The following is a 20,193-nucleotide window of genomic DNA, read 5'->3' on the forward strand; positions in this document are numbered from 1 at the left end:
ATTAGAACCTGAGATTTGCGCCCAAAGAAAACTGCCTGGCCCTTGGGTAGCCGCCCGGGTCGAAACCGCTGTATATTTCAGGGTTCAATCCTTTATAAGCAGTAAGGTAGGCCACGTTGTAGATACTGCCGGAAATATTCAGCCCCGATGCGTGAATCCTTTTAACCATGGACGCGGGGAAATCGTACGACAGCGTGATCTCACGCAGTGCAAGAAAATCGCCTTTCTCAAACATCACGGATACATCAGAGTTGTAGCTGGAGTTATTACCCAGCGTGGCATTTCGCAGGTAGTTGCGCTGACCATAGTCGTAATCGGCAAAGGAGAAACGGGCATACTTTTTACCCTGATCGCCCTGTTCTTTCCAAACATCGTTGCCCAGCGCCTGTTTAGGCGCCCCTTCGTTAAACGCGCGGCCCTGGCCCATGGAACGGGCAAGCGCACCGTTGCTGATCATGTGTCCCAGTGCATAATCCAGGTTCACGCGCAGGGAAAAGCCTTTATAGGAGAAGGTATTTTGCATACCGCCCAGTTTATCAGGGTTCCGGTAACCGATGAATACCTGGTCTTTTGTATCGATCACCCCATCGTTATTAACGTCTTCGAAAATGAAATCACCGCCGTGTTTACCCACTTTAATACCCTGTGGAGAGGCAAGGTTATCTTTCACTTTTGCATTCCATGCAGCAGCTTCCTCGTCTGTTGCAAACACACCCAGTACATGATAACCGTAGATAGCGTAAGGCCGCTCGCCTACTGCCAGGCCGCCTGCCTCCACTTCTTTGCCTGCGGCTTTGTCGTAGATAATATCTCCACCCTGGCGGTTCTTAGCCCGGCCATTATCAGGCAGTTCTGTGATGGTGGTCCTGTTGAAAGCAAACGTGAAGTTGGCATTCCAGCTGAACGACTTTGATTTGACAACAGTGCCGCCTACTGCAACTTCGATACCGCGGTTGCGCAGGGAACCGTTGTTATAGGTAATGTCCGGGAATGGAGCTTCGGATGGCAGCGGTTTTGAAGTAAGCCTGTCCTTCGTCAGCTTGCTGTAATAGTCTAATGATAGGTTCAGGCGGTTGTTGAAGAACCCCGCATCCACTGCGATGTCTGTAGTTACGGTAGATTCCCAGCGGAGGTTAGGATTAGAAAGCCCTGCACGTACAATACCGGAACTTACAGCATAGGTAGCGGAGCTGTATTTGCCATAGGTATCTGCAATGCTAAGACCGCTGAGGCCTGCAGCGCCCCAGCTGGCGCGGAGTTTAAGGCTGCTCACTTTGCGGCTGTTCCAGAATTTCTCCTGGTCTATATTCCAGCCGGCAGATACAGACGGGAAGAAAGCATATTTATTACCCGGCGCGAAATTGGAGAAACCATCGTAACGCAGTGACCCACCCAACAGGTAACGCATTTTGTAATCGTAGCTGAATTGCCCGAACAAGCTGGCAGAGCGGGATTCGCCAAGGCCTGTGCGGAAGTCCAACACATTGCTTACTACCTGACCGTTAATAATGGAAGTAGGATCTTCTTCTATCGTATATATGTAATCGTTAGCTGCCCGCTGCGATCCCATATCTTTTTCGTGGTTGGTATTACGTGTGAAGTTCATACCGGCGAGTGCGGAGAAGTGATGATCGTTGTGGATGCTGAAATCGTATTGCAGCACCTGGTCGAGCATCAGCTGCCGGGAACTGTTGGTATAATCGTCTTTCCAGCGTTGCTGCGCCGGTTGTATTTCGTCGGCCGGCGTGGCTTTGCGCATGAAAAGTTCTGTATAGTCTTCCAGGAGGTAAGAAAGAGATGGGCGCCAGTGCAAACCTTTGGTAATGGTAAGGTCGGCGCCGACGCGTGTGACCAGGCGTTCCGTATTGGTGCGCATATCATCGTATTTCAGCGTGTGAAAACGATTGCGTACGGTGTACAGTTCACCAAGGGCAGGGTTGCCATCGTCTTTATAAATGCGGATCAGGGGTGTGATACGGATAGCGCGTACCAGGTCGTTTTGATAGGCGTCTACATAGTTCGGTTTTACATTCTGGTAGTTGACCATGAACTCAAGGCGCAGGTTGTCGGATGCGCGGTAACCGAAGTTGCCCAATGCGTTGTAGCGCTGGTACCGGGTGCCTACCAGTACGCCTTTCTGGTTCGTATAGCCCATGGAAAAGTTATAATCGGCCCTGTCTGTGCCACCGCTCAGTGTAACATTGTCTGTATTGCTTACACCGGTGTTCCAGAGCAGATCCTGGTAGTGGTTATCAGCAAACAGCAGCTTGGAACCGGGATTAATAGGATCGTCCATTGTTTGCCAGCCATGAGCCAGGAGGTTATCGACGTATGCCTGTCCTTCTACCTGCACGATGTTGTCGTATAAGGCAGTGAGATAGGTGCTTTTTCCGAACTGTCCTTTTTGCGTAAATACTTTTGTACCGGCGGAGAACCCGGCGTTGTACAGGAGGTTGTTTTTATCCAGTGCGTCGCTGGTTTTGGCTACTGTTGTACGTGCGAGGCGGAGGTAATCAGCCGCGCCGAGGTAATCGTAGTTCCTGGCCTGGGTTTCCCAGGTGGTGCGGTGATTGAGAGTGATAGTTGATTTCGTGTTGAGTTTACCTCTTTTTGTTTTGATAACGATAACGCCGTTGGCGCCACGTGCGCCATAGATGGCGGTGGAGGCGGCGTCTTTCATTACCTGCATGGATTCGATATCGTCGGGGTTTACGTCGTTGATCGACCGGAAAACGCCGTCCACCACTACCAGCGGGTTGGTACCATCAACGGCGCCAACCTGTGCGCCATTGTTATTGGCCAGGCCCGAGCCGTAGACGTTAGGTTTAGTGCCGCCGCGTATAATAATATTAGCGGCGCCAACGCCTGGTTGTCCCTGGTTGATAGGTAAAGATACGCCAGCAATCTTACCCTGCATAGCCTGTACAGGGTTGGGATTGGGATTGTTCTTCAGTTCTGCGATATCCATTTTGGAAATGGAGGCAGTATTTTTTTTCACGGATTGTTCGGTGTAGCCTACTACCAGGACTTCGCCCAGTTGGGAAGAAGAGGTAGCCAGCATGATATCCAGTGCGGCGCGGCCATTAACGGCAATGGTAGCTGGTGCATAGTTCATCATGCGGACCAGCAGCGTTTCGTTACCGGATGGCAATTTCAGTGTAAAGCGGCCATCGGGGCCGGTGGCGGTTCCCATGCCAGGGTTGCCTTTTACTGCTACGCTCACTCCTATGAGCGGTTCTTTTGTGGCGGAATCTCTTACTGATCCGGTTACAGTAAATCCGCTGTTTTGGCCAAAGCTTTCCTTTACCCCCAATAATAGCAGGAGGTAGCAACAAAGTTTAAATAACCTCATTTGCGCGAGTTTAAAATGTGATATGAGTATAGGTCCCCTTTACCACGGGAACGTGGAATGCAATTATTTCATAACGTAAAAATAGTATTAGTAGTTATGTTCTACATAATAAATGTAGGAATTGTTTTTTGATTTCAAAATTTTTGAGAGAAATTTTTCCGGGAGAAGTTTATAAACAAGAAAGCAGCAAAGGTCTTTGGTCCCCTGCTGCTTTGATGGAAGGAAGAAGCGCCTGCGGCGCTGCGTTTATTTTTTAAGTTGCTGCAACCGGTCGAAATGTGGTTGCAGGTGTGCCAGCATACCTTCTTTAAAATCCTTCACGGTACCTTTCCGTAGTATTTTAACCAAATCCTGATGGCTAACCTTCCCCGAAACGCTTTTCCGGTTCTCCAGCTTTATTACATAGCCAAAAATAGGCAGGAGGAGGTTTTGGAAACGTTTCATGGTGTGGTTGCCTGTCATCTCGTACAACTTGCCATGGAAGGCTATTTCGGTGTTGATGCGGAAACTTTTTTCTTTCACTTCGCGGGCGGCGATTTCTTCCAGCTCGTCCAGGTCTTCCGGTGTTTTACGGAGAAAAAGCAGGTCGGCGATGCCCATTTCCAATACCAGGCGGAGTTCGAAGAGGTCCTGCAGTGTGGACTCGTCCATGATTTCGGGGTTCAGCACTTTTTCAAATGTGCCTACAATATCGGGGTTGGAGATAACCATACCGGTTTTCTTCTTAGTTTCTATGATCCCGAGCATTTTGAAGCGGCTGAGGGCTTCCCGCACTACGTTGCGGCTTACACCGAGGGCGGCGGCCAGTTCCAGTTCCGTAGGCAGCGGATCTCCGGGTTTAAAATTTTCTTTGGCGAAATACTCCCGCAAACTTGCTTCTACCCTTTCTGCCATGGATCTGGAAGCGATTGGTTTAATACCGTTGACCATTTAGGATATCTTTTTGTACTACAATAGAACAAATTTACATAAATGGGGAGATTTTCAAAGGGGTATTTAGTATACCGCTGACTTCAATGAGTTAGTCATTGGAAGAAGATGCGCTTTAATTATAACACAATACCGGGAAGTTCCTTTACACGGTTACTTCCTGATATAATTGGATCGCGGACCTCCTTTATGGGGGAATTGAACATATCCTTCCGGCGGCTGTGGAAGCAGGGCTTGGCACTGTGTCGAACATAGATTGGTAAGTAAGGGCAATACATTATTACCTACCCAAAGGGAGATCCAGCGTTGATTTGTATGCCCGTAAGTCATTTCTTTTTGGCATATACTGCATTTAACGGTTTCTCCATGATACCTGACAGGATTATCCTTCAGATCCGGAAATCCACGCTTTCCCTTTAAATGCGTATAAAGCACCCGGGTGCTAACCTTACTGCTGCGAAGCCTCGTGCAATTCGTTATTTCATAGGGATACCAATGTAAATTGTCGGAAGTATATGAGTTAAAAGTCTCCAAAGCCTCCATTTGTCCTATTTCCGGAGGTATGCTTGTTAGCATACTTCCATATAAATCCACATGCTTTACGTTTTTCATTAAACCAATAGACTCGGGCAGGGTATATATCTGCTGATAGCATTCCTGGCCAATGCCCTCAGCAGGCGAAAATATCTCTCTTTCTTCCTTTATAACGATGTCGATATATGCGCAAAGTTTTGTCCAGGCCAGGGAATTCCGGTCTTGGAGATGGTTTTTTATTTTGGGGAAAGTGCTTTCCATGTTTTTTTATTACTTTAAAAGTTAATTTGGTCTCGGTTTATCATTGAGGAATTAGCCTAAAATGTTGGTCGCTTGGCTTGACAAGATATTTCTTTATCACAGAGTTTTTACAAGAAAAATGGGCTGATACCAATTCAACCGCTACAACGCCGAATCCATTATTAATGAAAACGATCAGCTGTTAATGCAGATAGATCGGCAATAGGAAATTTAAGTTAATCCGGTTACATTTACCTTTCCAATACACATGAAATTTAAATTATTCAGAACTTCCCGTCCGGTGATTCCCTGCTTCGAAGTTTTAAAAAAATCTCCAATAAGGGGCCATTATTTTTACAGGGCAGCGCAATGGCGCTGGCTTAATCGTGATATGATAACGGTGATTGACAGCCATGCTTCAAGAGTTTTTACCATGAACCCCTGGCCCCAACTGATTTTCCTGGCAGCTAATGGTAAACTAACAATTACAGAATATGTCAGCCATTTGGCAGGCAAGTATAAAAAGGAGATCCCATCGGACTTAGATAACACTGTCCTATCTATGATTGAGCTGCTGTTAAAAGACAAGATAATAGGTCTGTCGACCGTTCCAAGAGAACCCGATCCTGCGAATAACCTTCCCATTAAATAGAGATATAATGAACATTGTAACCATTATTCGCCAATTTAACGAACGCCAGGAAATTACCGTTCCTGATCTTGCCTGGTTAACTGCAAATAAACAAGAAGTATATAGTTACCTTCTTTTACATTTTCAACATGATTTTGCTATTGCGGTGCTTAATACATTGACGAATCAGCGCAAAGCACAACAGTACGGGCCCGGCATAGAAGATATAATGTTTGGTTGCCTGTTAGTAGCGCTTCACCGGCAGGTCGAAGACTGCCTGATCATCTGGAAAGCAAAAAATGTCGATTTCGACGCTTATTGCGGTTTAGACATTCAGCTAGTAGCTTTTATGGGCGTTGCCGCAACGATTTCTTTTTTGCAAACAAGTAACGATCCGGATGCATCTAAAGCGCTGGCTTTTCTGCTGGAATGTGAAGAGGCGGGAGAATTTGAGGAGTTGGATGGTTATTATTCTGGTATTTATAACTGTTGGTGGATGAGTTAGTAGAGGTAATTATCTCCCTCTTTGGCGCCTCAACTTACCACCTTGATTCTGGAAAACTGTAAAAAACTAATAAACTATGATGCTGTTCTTGGTCAGCTTTACCACCTCGAAAAATTAATACTGGGTGATTGTGTTCCGTTGATCTCGATAGCACTTTTTCAGCGTTGCTTTATTATACTGACAAGCTTATGGTATTTGTTCTTTTCTTTGACCTATAATGTTTTCCTTTATTAACAAACCACACATAATGAAATTTTAAATTTTGAGGTCGTTTACCATTCAATTTGTATCCATTTGGATATTGCTAAAATAATTAGTATTATTGCCTGATAATTAATAATCAAAGCTTATCAAAATAACCTCTTTATACAGGAGGTCGTTTTAATGTCAAAATGATAAATCATGCCCTCTATAAGAGACAAAATAATAGATGCACAAAATGACTCAAAAATATTTGCAGAGTTTTTCGCGGGAATAGGCCTCATGAGAATGGGGCTTGAAAACGCAGGATGGAATATTGCTTACGCAAATGATATCGATCCTTCAAAAGAACTTATGTATAAACGGCATTTCAATGATGAGCAAAATCATTTCCAACTAGGCGATATACACCAAATAGCCGGAGAATCCATACCAAAAGTTAATTTAGCTACAGCCTCCTTTCCTTGTACGGACCTTTCTCATGCAGGGCGACGCGAAGGACTTGCTGGAAAACAATCATCGGCTTTTTGGGGATTTGTCAGAATTTTGGACGAAATGCAAGAAAATAAGCCTCCGATAATTTTACTTGAAAACGTTATCGGCTTTCTCACGTCACACAATGGAAAAGATTTTCATAGCGCGTTGACAGCACTAAATAAACTAGGATATGCTGTTGATGCCTTTATTATTGATGCCTCACATTTTGTTCCCCAAAGCCGCGTTAGGCTGTTTATTGTTGGAAAACTTGAGTCAAATGATAACATCATGGAAGAAAAACAATTGTCATTTTACGAGAGCAAGATCCGGCCAGCTAAGCTAGCCAATTTCATATGTGATCACCCTGAAATCAATTGGAATATAACTTCCTTACCACCTTTACCTCAACGCGAAATACAATTATCTGATATTGTCGAAAACCTTCCAGATACGGCGGCAGAATGGTGGAGTGAGGATCGAGTAGAATATTTACTTAATCAAACCTTCGATCGTCATCGTATCTTACTTGAAGAAGCTAAGAAGGGGAAAAAGTACACATATTTTACAGCATTTCGGAGGATTAGGGAAGGTAACTCGATGGCTGAAGTACGCTCAGACGGAATCGCAGGTTGCTTGCGAACACCTAAAGGAGGGAGTGCTAGACAAATATTAATAAGATCTGGGAAAAATAAAATAAGCGTTCGATTAGTATCACCAAGGGAATGCGCGAGATTAATGGGAGCTGATAATTACAAGATAACCGGTAATATCAACAGAGATTTATTTGGCTTTGGTGATGCTGTTTGTGTTCCCGTTGTAACGTGGATTGCTGAAAATTATCTTAACCCCTTGCTAATTAAGTTAAAAGCAAACTCTGAAAATCTAGTATTCAATGCAAGCTAATCAACCATCTACAACGTTTGAAAATTGGTATAACTCACTAAAAACAGTAAAAGCGAATGGCGGGCCTGCTATTGGGACTATTGCTGCCAGTTTGGTTTTACTTGATCGATTGAAAAAAGACTATAATTTAGATATACGCTCCCACCTTGCCGCAGGAGGAGCACAAATTAAAGGTGTTAGTGGCGCTGCTGTGGCTACCATTCTAAAAAGCTTTAATGAGGAGCGTCCATTTGCTCGCGAAGGGGGAAGAACTAACCGAGGCGTCCTAGCAGAAGTTAAACCGCTACTCGAAGCATTAGAATCTCTTAGTTTAGAAGCATTGACTGAATTTGATCGTAATGCAATATTGAGTTCGTTTCAGGAATTTTTGGTCGAGCGTGTCCGAGATTTCCATAATCGCCAAAAGCTCAAACTTGTTTTTGATTCTAAGCGTTCAACCTGGCAAATTATTCATCAATTAATAAAAGCCGCTCAAACAGAAAATAAAGGCGGCCCGGTTGCCCAACATCTTGTTGGTGCAAAACTGCAACTTCGGTTTCCAGACTTACAAATTTCAAATGAACCAACGAGCGCCGCTGATGCGCCAACTAATAGATGGGGAGATTTTTCTATAAACAATACTATTTTTCATGTTACTGTAGCTCCAATGCCTGCGGTATTTGAAAAATGTCAAAAAAATATAGATCAAGGTTTAAAAGCATACTTACTTGTTCCAGATTCAAAGCTTGCCGCGGCGAGGGAATTGGGTGAGCAACTTTGTGGAGGATTAATTGCTGTTGAATCTTTGGAATCATTTATCTCTCAAAATATTGAAGAAATCAGTACTTTCTCCAATGATCAATTAAGGCAAAACGTTATAAGTTTAGTAAAAATTTACAATGACCGAGTAGATAAGGTAGAAATAGATAAATCCTTAATGATTGAACTTCCGTCGAACTTAAATGATTGAGACATGACTGATGTATTTAACAAGGGACAGCGTAGCGAAGTAATGAGAAAAGTGAAATCAACCGGTAATGCGTCAACAGAGTTAAAACTAATACAGCTATTCAAAGCGTTAGATATAAAAGGGTGGCGAAGAAAATATAAACTTTTTGGAAATCCAGATTTTACTTTTCCAAAATTGAAAGTTGCAGTCTTTGCAGATGGCTGTTTCTGGCACGGACATGATTGCCGCAATACACGCCCCTCACAAAACAAGGAATATTGGACAAAAAAGCGCGAACGAAACATTACTCGTGATAATATTGTTAATCAGCATCTGAGTACTCATAACTGGGTTGTTATCAGGCTTTGGGAATGTGAAATAAAAAATGGAACTGCGGTACGAAAACTTACTCCTTTAACTGAAATAAAAAGGTATACCCAGAATGACGCTTACGGTTTTCAGTAGAACACTGTTGACCAACGTAACAGTGGGGGTAATATGTCGCGCGATGTAAATGGTGAAATTCTTTTGAATAATATAGAGGTTTAGCTATTTCCTCGAGGTATCCGTTGGAGCGCTGATTGCTTTTGATGGTTAGCAACACGGCATTGGCAAAATAGTGCGGATATTCGTGGTACTACCACAGTGTCTTTGATTAATGGTAATGGCACCAGGTCTTTTCCATGTTCTTCACGATCCAGCCTTCGCCCTAAAATACAGCAGATAACTATCGGCCATGCTATATGGTAATAGTGTCCAATCTCCTTTGCTGACGGATATTTTAGCAGATGATTATTTTTTTCCAAATCTCTAACAAGTCTGTCAACCGCCACCACAGGAAACTTCGCCAATTCCGGTAGACAGAAAATAAAACCTGAGAACAAAGTGAAATCTCTTTTTTACATGCTACATGACAAAGGAACAGTTAGCGCTGTAATGAGTAAAATGAAAAACTACCGTTGCCTGAAAACTTAAAGAACATTCAGTGAGTTAGTGGAATGAGACTACTTTGATTTTTATGCGACTAGCTTTGTGTGCAAAGAAATGTTGTTCTAATTTGTGAAGTTTGAAGAGATTCGCTACGTTTTGTAAATTAGTAAACGCTCGTCAATATGTAATTAAGTATGGAGAAAAAAATTAGGGTCTTACAAAGGAAACTCAACTAAACACATGACTAAAAAAATAAAACCCCACGTTGCGCGTGAGGTTTATATTCATCCTGTGATCCCGTTGGGACTCGAACCCAAGACCCATACATTAAAAGTGTATTGCTCTACCAACTGAGCTACGGAATCAATTACCCCCGTTTCATTAACGGGAGTGCAAAGATAAACAATTTACTTTCTCTTCCAAATTCATTTTCAATTATTTCTGCTGAGTTACCGCCGGCGACGGATTAAACTTCGCCTGCAACAACTTCATAAAATAACCGCCAACCACACTCCTGGCCTGGAAACCCACCATCTTGCCATTAGTAGTTTCATGCCAGTCACTTAACGGAACACGTGTAGGCGTACCTGTTACATAGCGCTGGAGCGGGTTCACCAACGCGTCAAAATCCTGCCTGTTATCGGCGAGTACAGCTGTCCACATAATCCAGTCGGATTTAGTGTAGGTCTTGCGACTGTCGAGTGGCAAGCCGAATTCCTGTTGTTTGGTGAGATAGTATTTGATCTCTTTCTTATAAACGTCGGGCGAGAAAAGATTGAAGTTTAAAACCTTGTCCCAAACCATGTTGTATTTCTGGCTCCAGGTGTTGCGGCTTTCAAACGCCAGGGCAAAGTGATCGCCGTCATCTGCCAGTTTCACCCAGTTGCCGGCCATCTCTTTGGCTGCGGCTTCATATTTATCTGCAACCGTGGTTAAACCCTGCATGCGCGCCAGCATAGCATAAGAACGAATACCGGCAATGGCTTTCAGCGAAAGGTTGGTATTGCGGGCAAGATGACCGGCAAAGTCGTCGGTACATAACTGGTTGGCCGGATCAAAGCCTTCTTTCATCAGGTATTCGGCCCAGGTGGTGAGTGTAGCCCAATGTTTCTTTGCATATTCGGCATTGCCTTCTGCGCGTGCTATGGCGCCTGCCAGCACCAGCATGTTGCCTGATTCTTCTACCGGCATTCCTTCTCCATATACCTGGCCGTTGGCTAATGGATAGGTGCCCAGGTCGTGCGCCGCATAAGGCTCCTTGAATTTGCCGCTTTCAGAGAAATAGAAGATGCCGTTCATCATGCCTTTCAACAGGTCGGGGTTGTATATTAAAAATAACGGGGCAGATGGATAAGTTACATCTACGGTATTGATACAACCATTGCTGAAGTTTTCTTTAGAGAGGAACAAGATCTCACCCTGCGGACTCTTAGCCAGTTTGTGTGCTGAGATAGCCTGGCGATAAGCCAGTTCGCAAAGCGCTGCGTAAGTCTCCCCTCCCGCTGCTACCGCATCTGCATGCAGCTGCCGGTTGAAGGCTGTGCACCTGGCCAGGATGCTGCCGTAATCATTATAGGCTGCATTCAGTTGTTTATCGATGGTTTGACTGGCATCATTCTTCCACCAGGCTTTTAAGTTAGTATGGAAATATTGCAACGCGTACAGGTCGTCATATCCTAATAAGAACAGTTGTTCTTTAGGCGTGCTGTTCACAGCGCCCAGGTTTACAGCTGTTGCCAGCATCAACTGTTTTTTGCCGGCTGCGGGAGCGGCTTTGCCGTTTATGAAAGCATCTTCTGCTCCTTCGGCTGTTGAAATATACTGATTAGGTTTGGAAGAAGATGGGGCGGCTACATACATATAACCCCAGTCGATGCGCAGGTTATCGCCTTTCTTCTTCAACACCGGTTGTTCAACGCTTCCTGCTTTCAATACAGACAAAGCGCCATTGGTATACCTGGAAGCCGCTACTTCCTGGCTTGGTACGTTCACACAAATATTCGTTGATGCACCAAAATATACTTCCACCTGGTGCGAAGCATTATCGTTTGCTGCAACCTTATAAGAGATGTAGGAAACCGGGCGGGAAAGCAGGTTCAGGTCGTCCATTAATAAAGGAGAAGTGAAAGTAAGGCTCACATCCACTTTTCCTGCGGTGAAGTTATACTTCGTTTGGGTGGCGTTAACCTCTACGCTCTTCTGTTCCGCCTTTTGGGCCAGGTTCACTGCCGGCTCCTTTACGGCAATCCCTGCATCCAGGAAAGCGCCGCCGGCGGTGTTTTCGATATGTATTGCCAACACGTTCCCTTTCTGTTTCAATTTACTTTTTGCAGATGCCGGGATAGGAATGAAACGCGGATCATTATGCCATCCTTTATGCCTGTAGATCTGCTCCCCGTTCAGGTAAACAACTACGTTATCATCATGCCCTATTTTCAGGAGCAGGTCGGCAGCCGGATCTGCCAGGTCGAATGTTCTGCGGGTCCAGAGATCGCGGCTTTTCCATTGGGTACCATCAGCATTGTCTTCGTCTGTAAACGGGGCTTTACCCGTTTTCCAGCCTTTATCATTGAAGCCGGGCGCTGTCCATTCGCCGGAGGGCGCTGTTTCTGTGTACTTAACCCGGTAACTGCTTTCGTCTGATGTGGGAAGTATAGCCTTGTAGTTGTCTTCATTCTGCCCTAATACCTGGTAGGTCACTCCATCTACTTTAACCAGGCCAACCAGCGATTGTTTGGCGCCGGTCCAGTGAGTAGTGGTGCTGCTGTTCAGCGCATCGGTGTTCGACCAGATACTGAAATACGGATCGTGTGTGATCAACGGGTAGGCAGGCGCTTTCTGCTGTGCCATGGCTCCTGAACAGATACCCAGGATGCCTAAGGTGGTAACTAATCTCCTCATAAAGGGAATTTATATTACAATTAAGTGTATAAATTACGTTTTCTAAAAGTAAACTTCTTATACTACCCTTCATAACCGCTCATCAAAATATAATAATCTTAAGGGGAGATATAAAATAGAATTGGAAAACAAAAACGCAGACCCTAGTCCGCCTTGGAGGCCCTGAGAAGCCTTTTCAGTACGTTTCAGATCTGCGTGTACCTTAAAATAAGGTCAATCATTTTGATGCAGGGATCGCAAAAATACACTTTTACACGAAATCTATATTAATTTTTCGTGGGATATAGTATGTTGAGTTGTTGGAAGAAAACATGCTCATTCAATTCTCTTACTTCTCCCGGCTGCAGCCCTTCCAGGGCCAGGTTTTCAATGGATACGCGGATCAGCCGCTGGCACCTGTGCTTCAGCGCTCCCACCATCTTCCTCACCTGGTGATATTTCCCCTCGGTCAACGTTATCAGCAACCAGGTCTGCGGCGCATCTATGGGCAATTCACCCGGCCTGTCGGGCAGGGTGGCTGGCCGCTCCACGATTTCGACATGGGCTGGTTTGGCAATATAATAATCATCGCCGCTGATTCGTATAGGCACGCCTGTTTGCAAGCGCTTCAGCGTGTTCGCCGTCATACGGCCTTTCACCCGTACCAGGTAGGTTCGGGTATGCGGCTTCCCGCCACAAAACAGCAATTGCGTTACCTCTTTATTGGTGGTAAGGATGAGCAACCCTTCCGAGTCGCTGTCGAGCCGCCCGATGGCATGCGTGCCTTCCGGGAACTCGAAATCCAGGTCGCCGAGGAGCCTGACGGGTACTGAGCTAACAAATTGCGATACCATACCCGGAGGCTTATTAATGATAAAATACCGGTGTTTCACTTCTTATAACAACAATACATCGATCCTGTGAGCCTGTACCAGCTGTCGTTGTTCCGACCAGGAGAATACAGTAAAATAACCATCCTGGGAGGCCACCAGGGCTATGCAGTTGCGTTGGTCGTGCACAAACTGGGCAGCCGACAAATGCCTGGTTCCCCCGATCGCGGAAGGATGGATCAATACCGGGTCGCCCCCTTCCACCGGTTCCGACAGCGCTACCTGCTCTATAACGGCTGCATCGCGGGCACGGGTGATCTTGGCGCCGAATGCCAGTAGTTCCTGCCGGTCGTTGATGATAGTAGCCCCGTCCACCGCTGTAAGCCCGGTGATATTTTCAACCTCCCTTTTTAACGCATTCTGCCAGTATATCTCCGTTACGCTTTTACCGTCGAACTTCAGCAGGTCGGCCACGCCCGAAAAGGCGGGATGGATAGGATATTGTAGTGGGTGGATGATAGAGTTTTTCCAGGCATCGGAATGACTGGGAGTTACCAAAAGGATACCGCCCCTTTTATGAGCCCGCATGGATACCGCTATCTGGATCAATACGTTCACGCCATTATTCCATATGCAGGAAGTGCTTACGCCCAGCAGCGATTGCAGGATCAAAGGACTATCAGGCAGCAACCCGCTCTCTTCATTCACGATCTTTACCTGGTCGCCCCTCAGCACCGCCACGTTGGTGAATTTACCGAGACCCGCGGCCCTGCGGTGTTTTACTACCAGCAGCCCGGGTTCGGAAACATCCAGCACAAAACAGAGATTAGGCAGTCTGATGGTGGTTCCCCAAACGTACAGGTCGTCTCCCTCATGCCATACGCCTATATGGATCCCTGCCCTTTCCACTCCCGGCGCCAGCTTGGTGAGCAACTGCGGGGTGAGGCGGATAGGTTTTTCGAACAGGAGCGGCTTCCCGGCCTGCGACGGCGGCAGGAAAGCGAGTGATATGCGGATAGGTATTCCTTCTTCTTTTCTTAAACTGGCCCAAAATGCAACGTCTATGATCTTCTCCACCTGCCTTGCATTTGGCACCACTGCCAGGTCATCTTCCCCGTTCTCCCGGGCAATTGACAGGTGCTTCATAAAATGGCTCTCTACTATCGGCGCCACTTTTACAGCAGCCTGGTAGGTGGGCTCATGTATTATATCCATAAATCTGTTAGCTAACTTTTAAAATGGGGTATACTAAATTAACCCTAAGGCAGTCCCCTCCTGCTAAATTAAGTCATTTTACAATGAGTCCGACAGCCCTTCTTTCTCAAAATTATAAGTTTCATCCACATAGTTGACAAAATAAGCGAAAATACTATTAAGGGTAGTGAATTTACCGGTAATACAATTGTGCCGAATACACTAATTTTCTAACACTTGTAACCACGCGTATGGAAGTGACCAATTATAATGAAAGACTGTTATTGCAAAACCTTGCGGCAGGCGACGACCAGGCTTTTGCCACTGTATTCCATCACTACCGTCATCGCATCTACGCTATTGCCTTAAAACTCTTAGGTACTCCGTCCGGCGCTGAAGACATTGTACAGGACGTATTTCTGAAACTATGGCTGAAGAAGAAAGAACTGAATGCCATCGAACATTTTAAAGCCTATCTATTTACTGTTACACGCAACCATATCTTCAATGCATTAAAGAAATTAGCAAAAGAGCAAGCCATGGAGTCGGATCTTGCCAGCCATATCCCTGAATTCTCAGACCATATAACAGTTTACAAACAATACGAGGAGATCCTGCAGACGGCTATCTCCCAATTGCCTCCTCAACAGGAACTGATATATAAATTGAGTAAGGAAGAAGGACTTAAACGCCAGGAGATCGCTGAAAAGCTGCAGCTTTCCCCGGAAACCATCAAAGTACACCTGGCCCATGCCATGCGTAGCATCAGGGCTTTCTGCCTAACGCATATGGACCTGAATACTTTCATTATTTTATTATGTTTCTTTTATTGAAAAAAAATTTTGGGTAGCAACTAACCCATTTTTCCGGTTTCATTGTCTCCTTTAATAAACCACGTTAGTCAAATGACGATATCCCGCTTCCGGTATCTGTTTAAACGCTACTATTCCCAGTCCTGTACCTGGGAAGAACGCCAGGAGTTCCTGTTGTTGCTGAACCAGTCGGAACACGACGAGGAGCTGAACGCATTACTGGAAGAGCTGTTATCTGAAGAAGAAAGAACTGAGAGAATGCCAGACGAACCGGCCATGCGCATACTGGAGACCATCATGAGTACCACTGTACCGGCTAAACGAAGCTACAGGTCGATGATCGTAAAGTCTGCCTGGTGGATAGGCAGCGCAGCCAGCGTTCTGCTGATCGCCTGGTGGGTAACGAAGCAACGCCCGCCCGCCTTTAAACCGGTAGCGTCTATCCAGGTAAAAGATTCCAGTTCCAATGCCCGGCTGATAATCGGATCAGGAGAAGTAATTGACCTGGGTAAAAAAACAGACGACAGCATTACCGTGCAACAGGGGCTGGCCGTCAGCAAAACAGGCAACCAACTGGCCTATGACCAGTCAGCCAACGCCACTCCTACCATCAACACCCTGATCACCGATAAAGGAGGTACCTACAAGCTTGTATTGCCCGATGGTTCTAAAGTATGGCTAAACGCCACTTCCTCCCTGCGTTTCCCCACCTCTTTTTCAGGCGAATACCGGGAAGTAATGGTAAACGGAGAGGCGTATTTCGAAATAGCCGCCAATGCCAAACAACCATTCATTGTAACTACTCCCAAAAGCAAGGTGGTTGTACTGGGCACACAATTCAACATCAAAGCCTACCAGGAAGAGGAACAGGAATACACCACCCTCCTGCAGGGCGCCGTGAATGTAGACAACGGCCATAATATAAAACGATTGCAGCCAGGTGAACAGGCTGCCATATCAGACGGCGACCAGATCAGGATACGGAAACCCGATATCGAAACAACAACTGCCTGGAAAGAAGGCAAGTTCAGGTTCAATGATAACATACAGGTGATCATGCGCGAACTGGCGCGATGGTACGACTTTAAAGTAGTTTATGTCGGAACAGTTACATCAAGGTCCTACGAGGCCTCTTTCAGCAGGAAAGACTCGTTGGAAGAAATATTACACCAACTGGAAATGACAGGAGATATCCATTTTTCAATAACAGATAAAACCATAACAGTAAGTCCCTGAGCTAGATGATACAAACAGGGTACAGATCAACCAAATCAGTTAAAAACTAAAACATTCACCTCGTTGGCAGACATGACGCACTGAGCACGCAATATGCTCCGGGCAGCTCTATGCCTGTCCCCTACGAAACAAACATGAATTCCATTTATGATGCAGACTCGCTTAGTCCGGCAGCGGCACCGGCATGTCCATTTCAAATCAAAAACAATTCTCGTTATGAAGCTGACTTTACTACTGCTTATTTCCGCTGTCTTCCAGCTGAAGGCAGCCAATAACGACAACCAGGTAACCCTGCACGCGAAAGGTTTACCCCTCATAGAGGTGATCAAGTCTATCAAACAGCAAACCAGCTACCAGTTTGTATTTGACATACAAATGGTAGAAAAGGCCAGGCCGGTGAATTACTCTACCGACGCCGCTCCCCTGGAAAAAGTGCTGGACGATATTTTCAAAGATCAGCCTCTTACTTATGTCATCGTTAAAAAGAATATCATCATCAAAAAGAAAACGGTGATCGCGTCTTCCGTTCCCGAAAGCGTGAGGATGAAAATAAAAGGACAGGTAACCGAAAGCAACGGCAATCCTATCGTTGGCGTAACCATCGTTAATAAAACAGGACGCGGCAATGCAATAACAGACGATGTAGGCGTTTTCACCATAGAAGTCAATATAGGAGACAGCATCCAGTTCACCATGGTGGGTATGGACCCTGTGGTAGTGCAGGTGAAAAATGATAAACCGCTGAAGGTTGTTATGCACCCCAAAACCTCCGATGTGAGCGAAGTGGTGGTAGTAGCCTACGGTACCCAGAAGAAAACAAGCATGGTCAGCGCCGTTACCAGCATCAATCCCAAGGAGCTGAAAGGGCCAACCAGTAACCTTACCACCATGCTGGCCGGACGCCTGGCCGGGGTAATCTCCTACCAGCGAAGCGGGGAACCGGGTAAAGACAATGCCAGCTTCTTCATCCGCGGTATCACTACCTTCGGCACAGGAAAGGTAGATCCGCTCATCCTCATCGATGGTATGGAGTCGAGCACCAACGACCTGGCCCGCCTGCAACCCGACGATATTGCCGGTTTCTCTATCCTGAAAGACGCCACCGCTTCCTCTCTGTACGGCGCCCGCGGCGCAAACGGCGTGGTACTGGTCAGCACCAAATCAGGCGTTGAAGCGCCCACAACTTTCAATGTAAGGTTCGAGAATTCGTTATCTACCAACACCCGCAACTTTAAGTTCGCAGATAACATCACCTACATGAAACTGGCCAATGAAGCGGTACTTACAAGAAACCCGCTGGGCATCACCGAGTATTCCCAGTCCAAGATCGATCATACAGCCGCAGGCGACGATCCCCTGCTTTATCCCAACAACGACTGGATAAAACTCCTCATTAAAGACTACACCAACAATCAACGTACTAACTTCAACGTTAAAGGTGGAGGCAAGATCGCCCAATACTATATTGCCGGAACGTATAACGTAGACAACGGCATCCTGAACATCGACAAACGGAATAATTTCAACAGCAATATCAAACTGAAAAATTATTCTCTCAGGTCGAACGTCAACATTAACTTCACTCCTACTACCCTTGCCATTGTAAGGACCTACGGCCAGTTCGATGATTACAACGGGCCTATTGGCGGCGGGCAATCCCTTTTCAGCCAAACCATCTGGGCCAACCCCGTAAAATTTCCGGCCATTTATCCATCCAGCTTTGCACCTCAGTTACAACACCCTCTTTTTGGCAGCGCTATCAGGCCCGGAGCCAGCTCTGTACCCGGCGACGGCGGAAACCTGCTGAATAACCCCTATGCCAATTCGGTGAGCGGGTACCAGCAATATAACAGTTCTACCCTGCTGGTGCAGGTAGAGTTAAAGCAAGACCTGAAATTCCTGCTGCCAGGCCTCAGCGCCCGGGCCATGGGGTATACGGAAAGATATTCTTACTTCGATGTAAGCAGGTCTTACATGCCGTATTACTATTCCCTCAACTACGACATGTACACCAAAGAACCGAAACTTACTTCTCTTAATAACAATGGTACCGAATACCTGAACTATTCGCCGGGCAACAAGGTACTGAACACTACCTCTTACCTGGAAGCGGCCGTAAACTATGGACAACAGTTCAACAAAGTGCACAATGTTTCAGGAATGCTTATCGGTATTTTCAGGAACTACCTCACCGCTAACGCGGGAACGCTGCAGTTGTCGCTCCCTCACCGCAACCAGGGCATCAGCGGCCGTTTTACTTATGATTACGATACCCGCTACCTGGCCGAGTTCAATTTCGGTTACAATGGGTCTGAACGTTTTGCCAGCAACCACCGTTACGGGTTCTTTCCTTCTGCCGGTATTGCGTGGAATATTCATAACGAAGACTTCTTCAAACCTATTATCAGGAAGATCGATAAGCTGAAAGTCCGCGCTACTTATGGACTTGTGGGTAACGACCAGATAGGAAGGGACGAAGACAGGTTCTTCTATCTTTCTGATGTAAACATGAATGCCGGCAACCGGGGCGCCACGTTTGGAGAAAGATACAGCTTCAGTAAGCCAGGGATATTTGTAAACAGGTATGAGAACAGGGACATTACCTGGGAAAAATCCTATAAAACCAACCTGGGCCTGGAAGTAGGAATGTTTAACGGGTTGAATGTGCAGGCCGATTTCTATTACGAGCACAGGAAAAACATCCTCATGACCCGCAGCACTATCCCAACTACGATGGGCCTCAGCTCTCCTATCCAGGCCAACGTAGGCGAAGCGGCCGGTAAAGGGGTAGATATCGCCGTCGACTATACGAAAGCGTTTAAGAACAGCGCCTTTGTGCAGTTCAGGGGTAACTTCACCTATGCTACCAGCAAATTGCTGGTAAACGAAGAGCCGAAGTATCCTGAAGCCTACCGTTCCAGGGTTGGTCAACCTCTTTCGCAGACTTTCGGGTATATAGCAGAGCGTTTATTCGTTGACGATAGAGAAGTTGCCAACTCGGCCAACCAGAACTGGGGCCAGCAGGTAATGGGCGGCGATATTAAATACCATGATGTAAATGGCGATGGCAAGATCACCGATGCAGATATGGTGCCTATTGGTTTGCCAACCACCCCCGAAATCGTTTATGGGTTCGGTATTTCACTGGGTTATAAAAACTTTGACCTGAGCTGTTTCTTCCAGGGCTCTGCCAGGTCGTCTTTCTTTATCTCGTCTTATGAGATCTCGCCTTTTGTTGCAAACGGAGGCGGACAACATGGATTGCTGCAGGCGATTGCAGACGATCACTGGAGCGAAAGCAACAGGAACCTCTATGCTTTCTGGCCACGATTGAGCGATTATTTTGTAAATAACAATAACCAGACTTCCACCTGGTGGATGCGGAGCGGCGACTTCCTTCGCCTGAAAACCGTTGAACTGGGTTATAGTCTTCCGAAACACTTGTTGGACAGGTTCCGTATCACCAACCTGAGGGTATACGCTAATGCCTTTAATCTCTTTGTGATCAGCAAGTTCAAAACCTGGGATGTTGAGATGGGCGGTAACGGCCTCGGCTACCCGGTACAAAGAGTAGTGAATATGGGAGTTAACCTGGGTTTCTAACAATTAA

14 protein-coding genes and 1 tRNA gene are annotated in these 20,193 nt (G+C 46.0%); 8 read left to right on the forward strand and 7 right to left on the reverse strand.

All coding sequences use genetic code 11. The features are described from left to right. Position 1: 1 nt before the first annotated feature. From BLV62_RS14120 to BLV62_RS14130, 3 genes are all read right to left on the reverse strand, one after another. Entirely contained in the window at positions 2–3,352 is a 3,351-nt protein-coding gene (locus BLV62_RS14120; RefSeq protein WP_089762610.1) for a SusC/RagA family TonB-linked outer membrane protein, read from the reverse strand. A 246-nt stretch (positions 3,353–3,598) separates the two neighbouring features. Continuing rightward, complete coding sequence (locus BLV62_RS14125) at positions 3,599–4,282, reverse strand: FadR/GntR family transcriptional regulator (RefSeq protein ID WP_089762611.1); 684 nt, start codon at positions 4,280–4,282, stop codon at positions 3,599–3,601. A 153-nt stretch (positions 4,283–4,435) separates the two neighbouring features. After that, the gene (locus BLV62_RS14130) at positions 4,436–5,077 is read right to left on the reverse strand and encodes a hypothetical protein (protein ID WP_089762612.1); all 642 of its coding nucleotides are present in this window, start codon (positions 5,075–5,077) and stop codon (positions 4,436–4,438) included. A gap of 247 nt (positions 5,078–5,324) precedes the next feature. Here BLV62_RS14130 and BLV62_RS14135 point away from each other — a divergent pair, with 247 nt between their 5' ends. From BLV62_RS14135 to BLV62_RS14155, 5 genes are all read left to right on the forward strand, one after another. Continuing rightward, positions 5,325–5,708 (forward strand): hypothetical protein, encoded by a 384-nt coding sequence (locus BLV62_RS14135; protein WP_089762613.1) that lies wholly within the window; start codon positions 5,325–5,327, stop codon positions 5,706–5,708. A gap of 7 nt (positions 5,709–5,715) precedes the next feature. Next, positions 5,716–6,192, forward strand: a complete 477-nt coding sequence (locus tag BLV62_RS14140) for a hypothetical protein (protein WP_089762614.1) — start codon at positions 5,716–5,718, stop codon at positions 6,190–6,192. 402 nt (positions 6,193–6,594) lie between these two features. After that, the gene (locus tag BLV62_RS14145; RefSeq protein ID WP_089762615.1) at positions 6,595–7,773 is read left to right on the forward strand and encodes a DNA cytosine methyltransferase; all 1,179 of its coding nucleotides are present in this window, start codon (positions 6,595–6,597) and stop codon (positions 7,771–7,773) included. Then, positions 7,763–8,722, forward strand: a complete 960-nt coding sequence (locus tag BLV62_RS14150) for a DUF4928 family protein (protein ID WP_089762616.1) — start codon at positions 7,763–7,765, stop codon at positions 8,720–8,722. Before BLV62_RS14145 ends, BLV62_RS14150 begins: the two co-directional genes overlap by 11 nt. A gap of 3 nt (positions 8,723–8,725) precedes the next feature. Continuing rightward, complete coding sequence (locus BLV62_RS14155) at positions 8,726–9,166, forward strand: very short patch repair endonuclease (RefSeq protein ID WP_089762617.1); 441 nt, start codon at positions 8,726–8,728, stop codon at positions 9,164–9,166. 757 nt (positions 9,167–9,923) lie between these two features. On the opposite strand, the gene BLV62_RS14160 is transcribed toward BLV62_RS14155, so the two are convergent. The 4 genes from BLV62_RS14160 to BLV62_RS14175 form a co-directional block, all read right to left on the reverse strand. Then, positions 9,924–9,996: transfer RNA gene (locus BLV62_RS14160), tRNA-Lys, on the reverse strand. Between the two features lie 70 nt (positions 9,997–10,066). Then, positions 10,067–12,532, reverse strand: a complete 2,466-nt coding sequence (locus BLV62_RS14165; RefSeq protein WP_089762618.1) for a glutaminase family protein — start codon at positions 12,530–12,532, stop codon at positions 10,067–10,069. Between the two features lie 266 nt (positions 12,533–12,798). Beyond that, positions 12,799–13,404, reverse strand: a complete 606-nt coding sequence (locus tag BLV62_RS14170; protein WP_225889591.1) for a pseudouridine synthase — start codon at positions 13,402–13,404, stop codon at positions 12,799–12,801. Positions 13,405–13,407: 3 nt separating this feature from the next. Then, positions 13,408–14,556, reverse strand: coding sequence for a putative sensor domain DACNV-containing protein (locus BLV62_RS14175; protein WP_211117776.1), 1,149 nt, complete (start codon positions 14,554–14,556; stop codon positions 13,408–13,410). A 230-nt stretch (positions 14,557–14,786) separates the two neighbouring features. Here BLV62_RS14175 and BLV62_RS14180 point away from each other — a divergent pair, with 230 nt between their 5' ends. The 3 genes from BLV62_RS14180 (at position 14,787) to BLV62_RS14190 (ending at position 20,186) form a co-directional block, all read left to right on the forward strand. Continuing rightward, on the forward strand, positions 14,787–15,368 hold the full coding sequence (locus BLV62_RS14180) for an RNA polymerase sigma factor (protein WP_089762620.1): 582 nt from the start codon (positions 14,787–14,789) through the stop codon (positions 15,366–15,368). Positions 15,369–15,440: 72 nt separating this feature from the next. Then, the gene (locus BLV62_RS14185) at positions 15,441–16,583 is read left to right on the forward strand and encodes a FecR family protein (protein ID WP_089762621.1); all 1,143 of its coding nucleotides are present in this window, start codon (positions 15,441–15,443) and stop codon (positions 16,581–16,583) included. 216 nt (positions 16,584–16,799) lie between these two features. Further along, on the forward strand, positions 16,800–20,186 hold the full coding sequence (locus BLV62_RS14190; protein ID WP_089762622.1) for a SusC/RagA family TonB-linked outer membrane protein: 3,387 nt from the start codon (positions 16,800–16,802) through the stop codon (positions 20,184–20,186). Positions 20,187–20,193: the final 7 nt, after the last annotated feature.

The organism is Chitinophaga terrae (ex Kim and Jung 2007) (assembly GCF_900107795.1).
GTDB classification, from domain to species: domain Bacteria; phylum Bacteroidota; class Bacteroidia; order Chitinophagales; family Chitinophagaceae; genus Chitinophaga; species Chitinophaga terrae.

What these genes read in the sequence shown, in the direction of transcription:
- BLV62_RS14150 (WP_089762616.1), top strand. Translation starts at nt 7,763, where the DNA reads ATGCAAGCTAATCAACCATCTACAACGTTTGAAAATTGGTATAACTCA.
- BLV62_RS14190 (WP_089762622.1), top strand. Translation starts at nt 16,800, where the DNA reads ATGAAGCTGACTTTACTACTGCTTATTTCCGCTGTCTTCCAGCTGAAG.
- BLV62_RS14140 (WP_089762614.1), top strand. Translation starts at nt 5,716, where the DNA reads ATGAACATTGTAACCATTATTCGCCAATTTAACGAACGCCAGGAAATT.
- BLV62_RS14155 (WP_089762617.1), top strand. Translation starts at nt 8,726, where the DNA reads ATGACTGATGTATTTAACAAGGGACAGCGTAGCGAAGTAATGAGAAAA.
- BLV62_RS14165 (WP_089762618.1), bottom strand. Translation starts at nt 12,532, where the DNA reads ATGAGGAGATTAGTTACCACCTTAGGCATCCTGGGTATCTGTTCAGGA.
- BLV62_RS14185 (WP_089762621.1), top strand. Translation starts at nt 15,441, where the DNA reads ATGACGATATCCCGCTTCCGGTATCTGTTTAAACGCTACTATTCCCAG.
- BLV62_RS14130 (WP_089762612.1), bottom strand. Translation starts at nt 5,077, where the DNA reads ATGGAAAGCACTTTCCCCAAAATAAAAAACCATCTCCAAGACCGGAAT.
- BLV62_RS14120 (WP_089762610.1), bottom strand. Translation starts at nt 3,352, where the DNA reads ATGAGGTTATTTAAACTTTGTTGCTACCTCCTGCTATTATTGGGGGTA.
- BLV62_RS14175 (WP_211117776.1), bottom strand. Translation starts at nt 14,556, where the DNA reads ATGGATATAATACATGAGCCCACCTACCAGGCTGCTGTAAAAGTGGCG.
- BLV62_RS14125 (WP_089762611.1), bottom strand. Translation starts at nt 4,282, where the DNA reads ATGGTCAACGGTATTAAACCAATCGCTTCCAGATCCATGGCAGAAAGG.
- BLV62_RS14145 (WP_089762615.1), top strand. Translation starts at nt 6,595, where the DNA reads ATGCCCTCTATAAGAGACAAAATAATAGATGCACAAAATGACTCAAAA.
- BLV62_RS14180 (WP_089762620.1), top strand. Translation starts at nt 14,787, where the DNA reads ATGGAAGTGACCAATTATAATGAAAGACTGTTATTGCAAAACCTTGCG.
- BLV62_RS14135 (WP_089762613.1), top strand. Translation starts at nt 5,325, where the DNA reads ATGAAATTTAAATTATTCAGAACTTCCCGTCCGGTGATTCCCTGCTTC.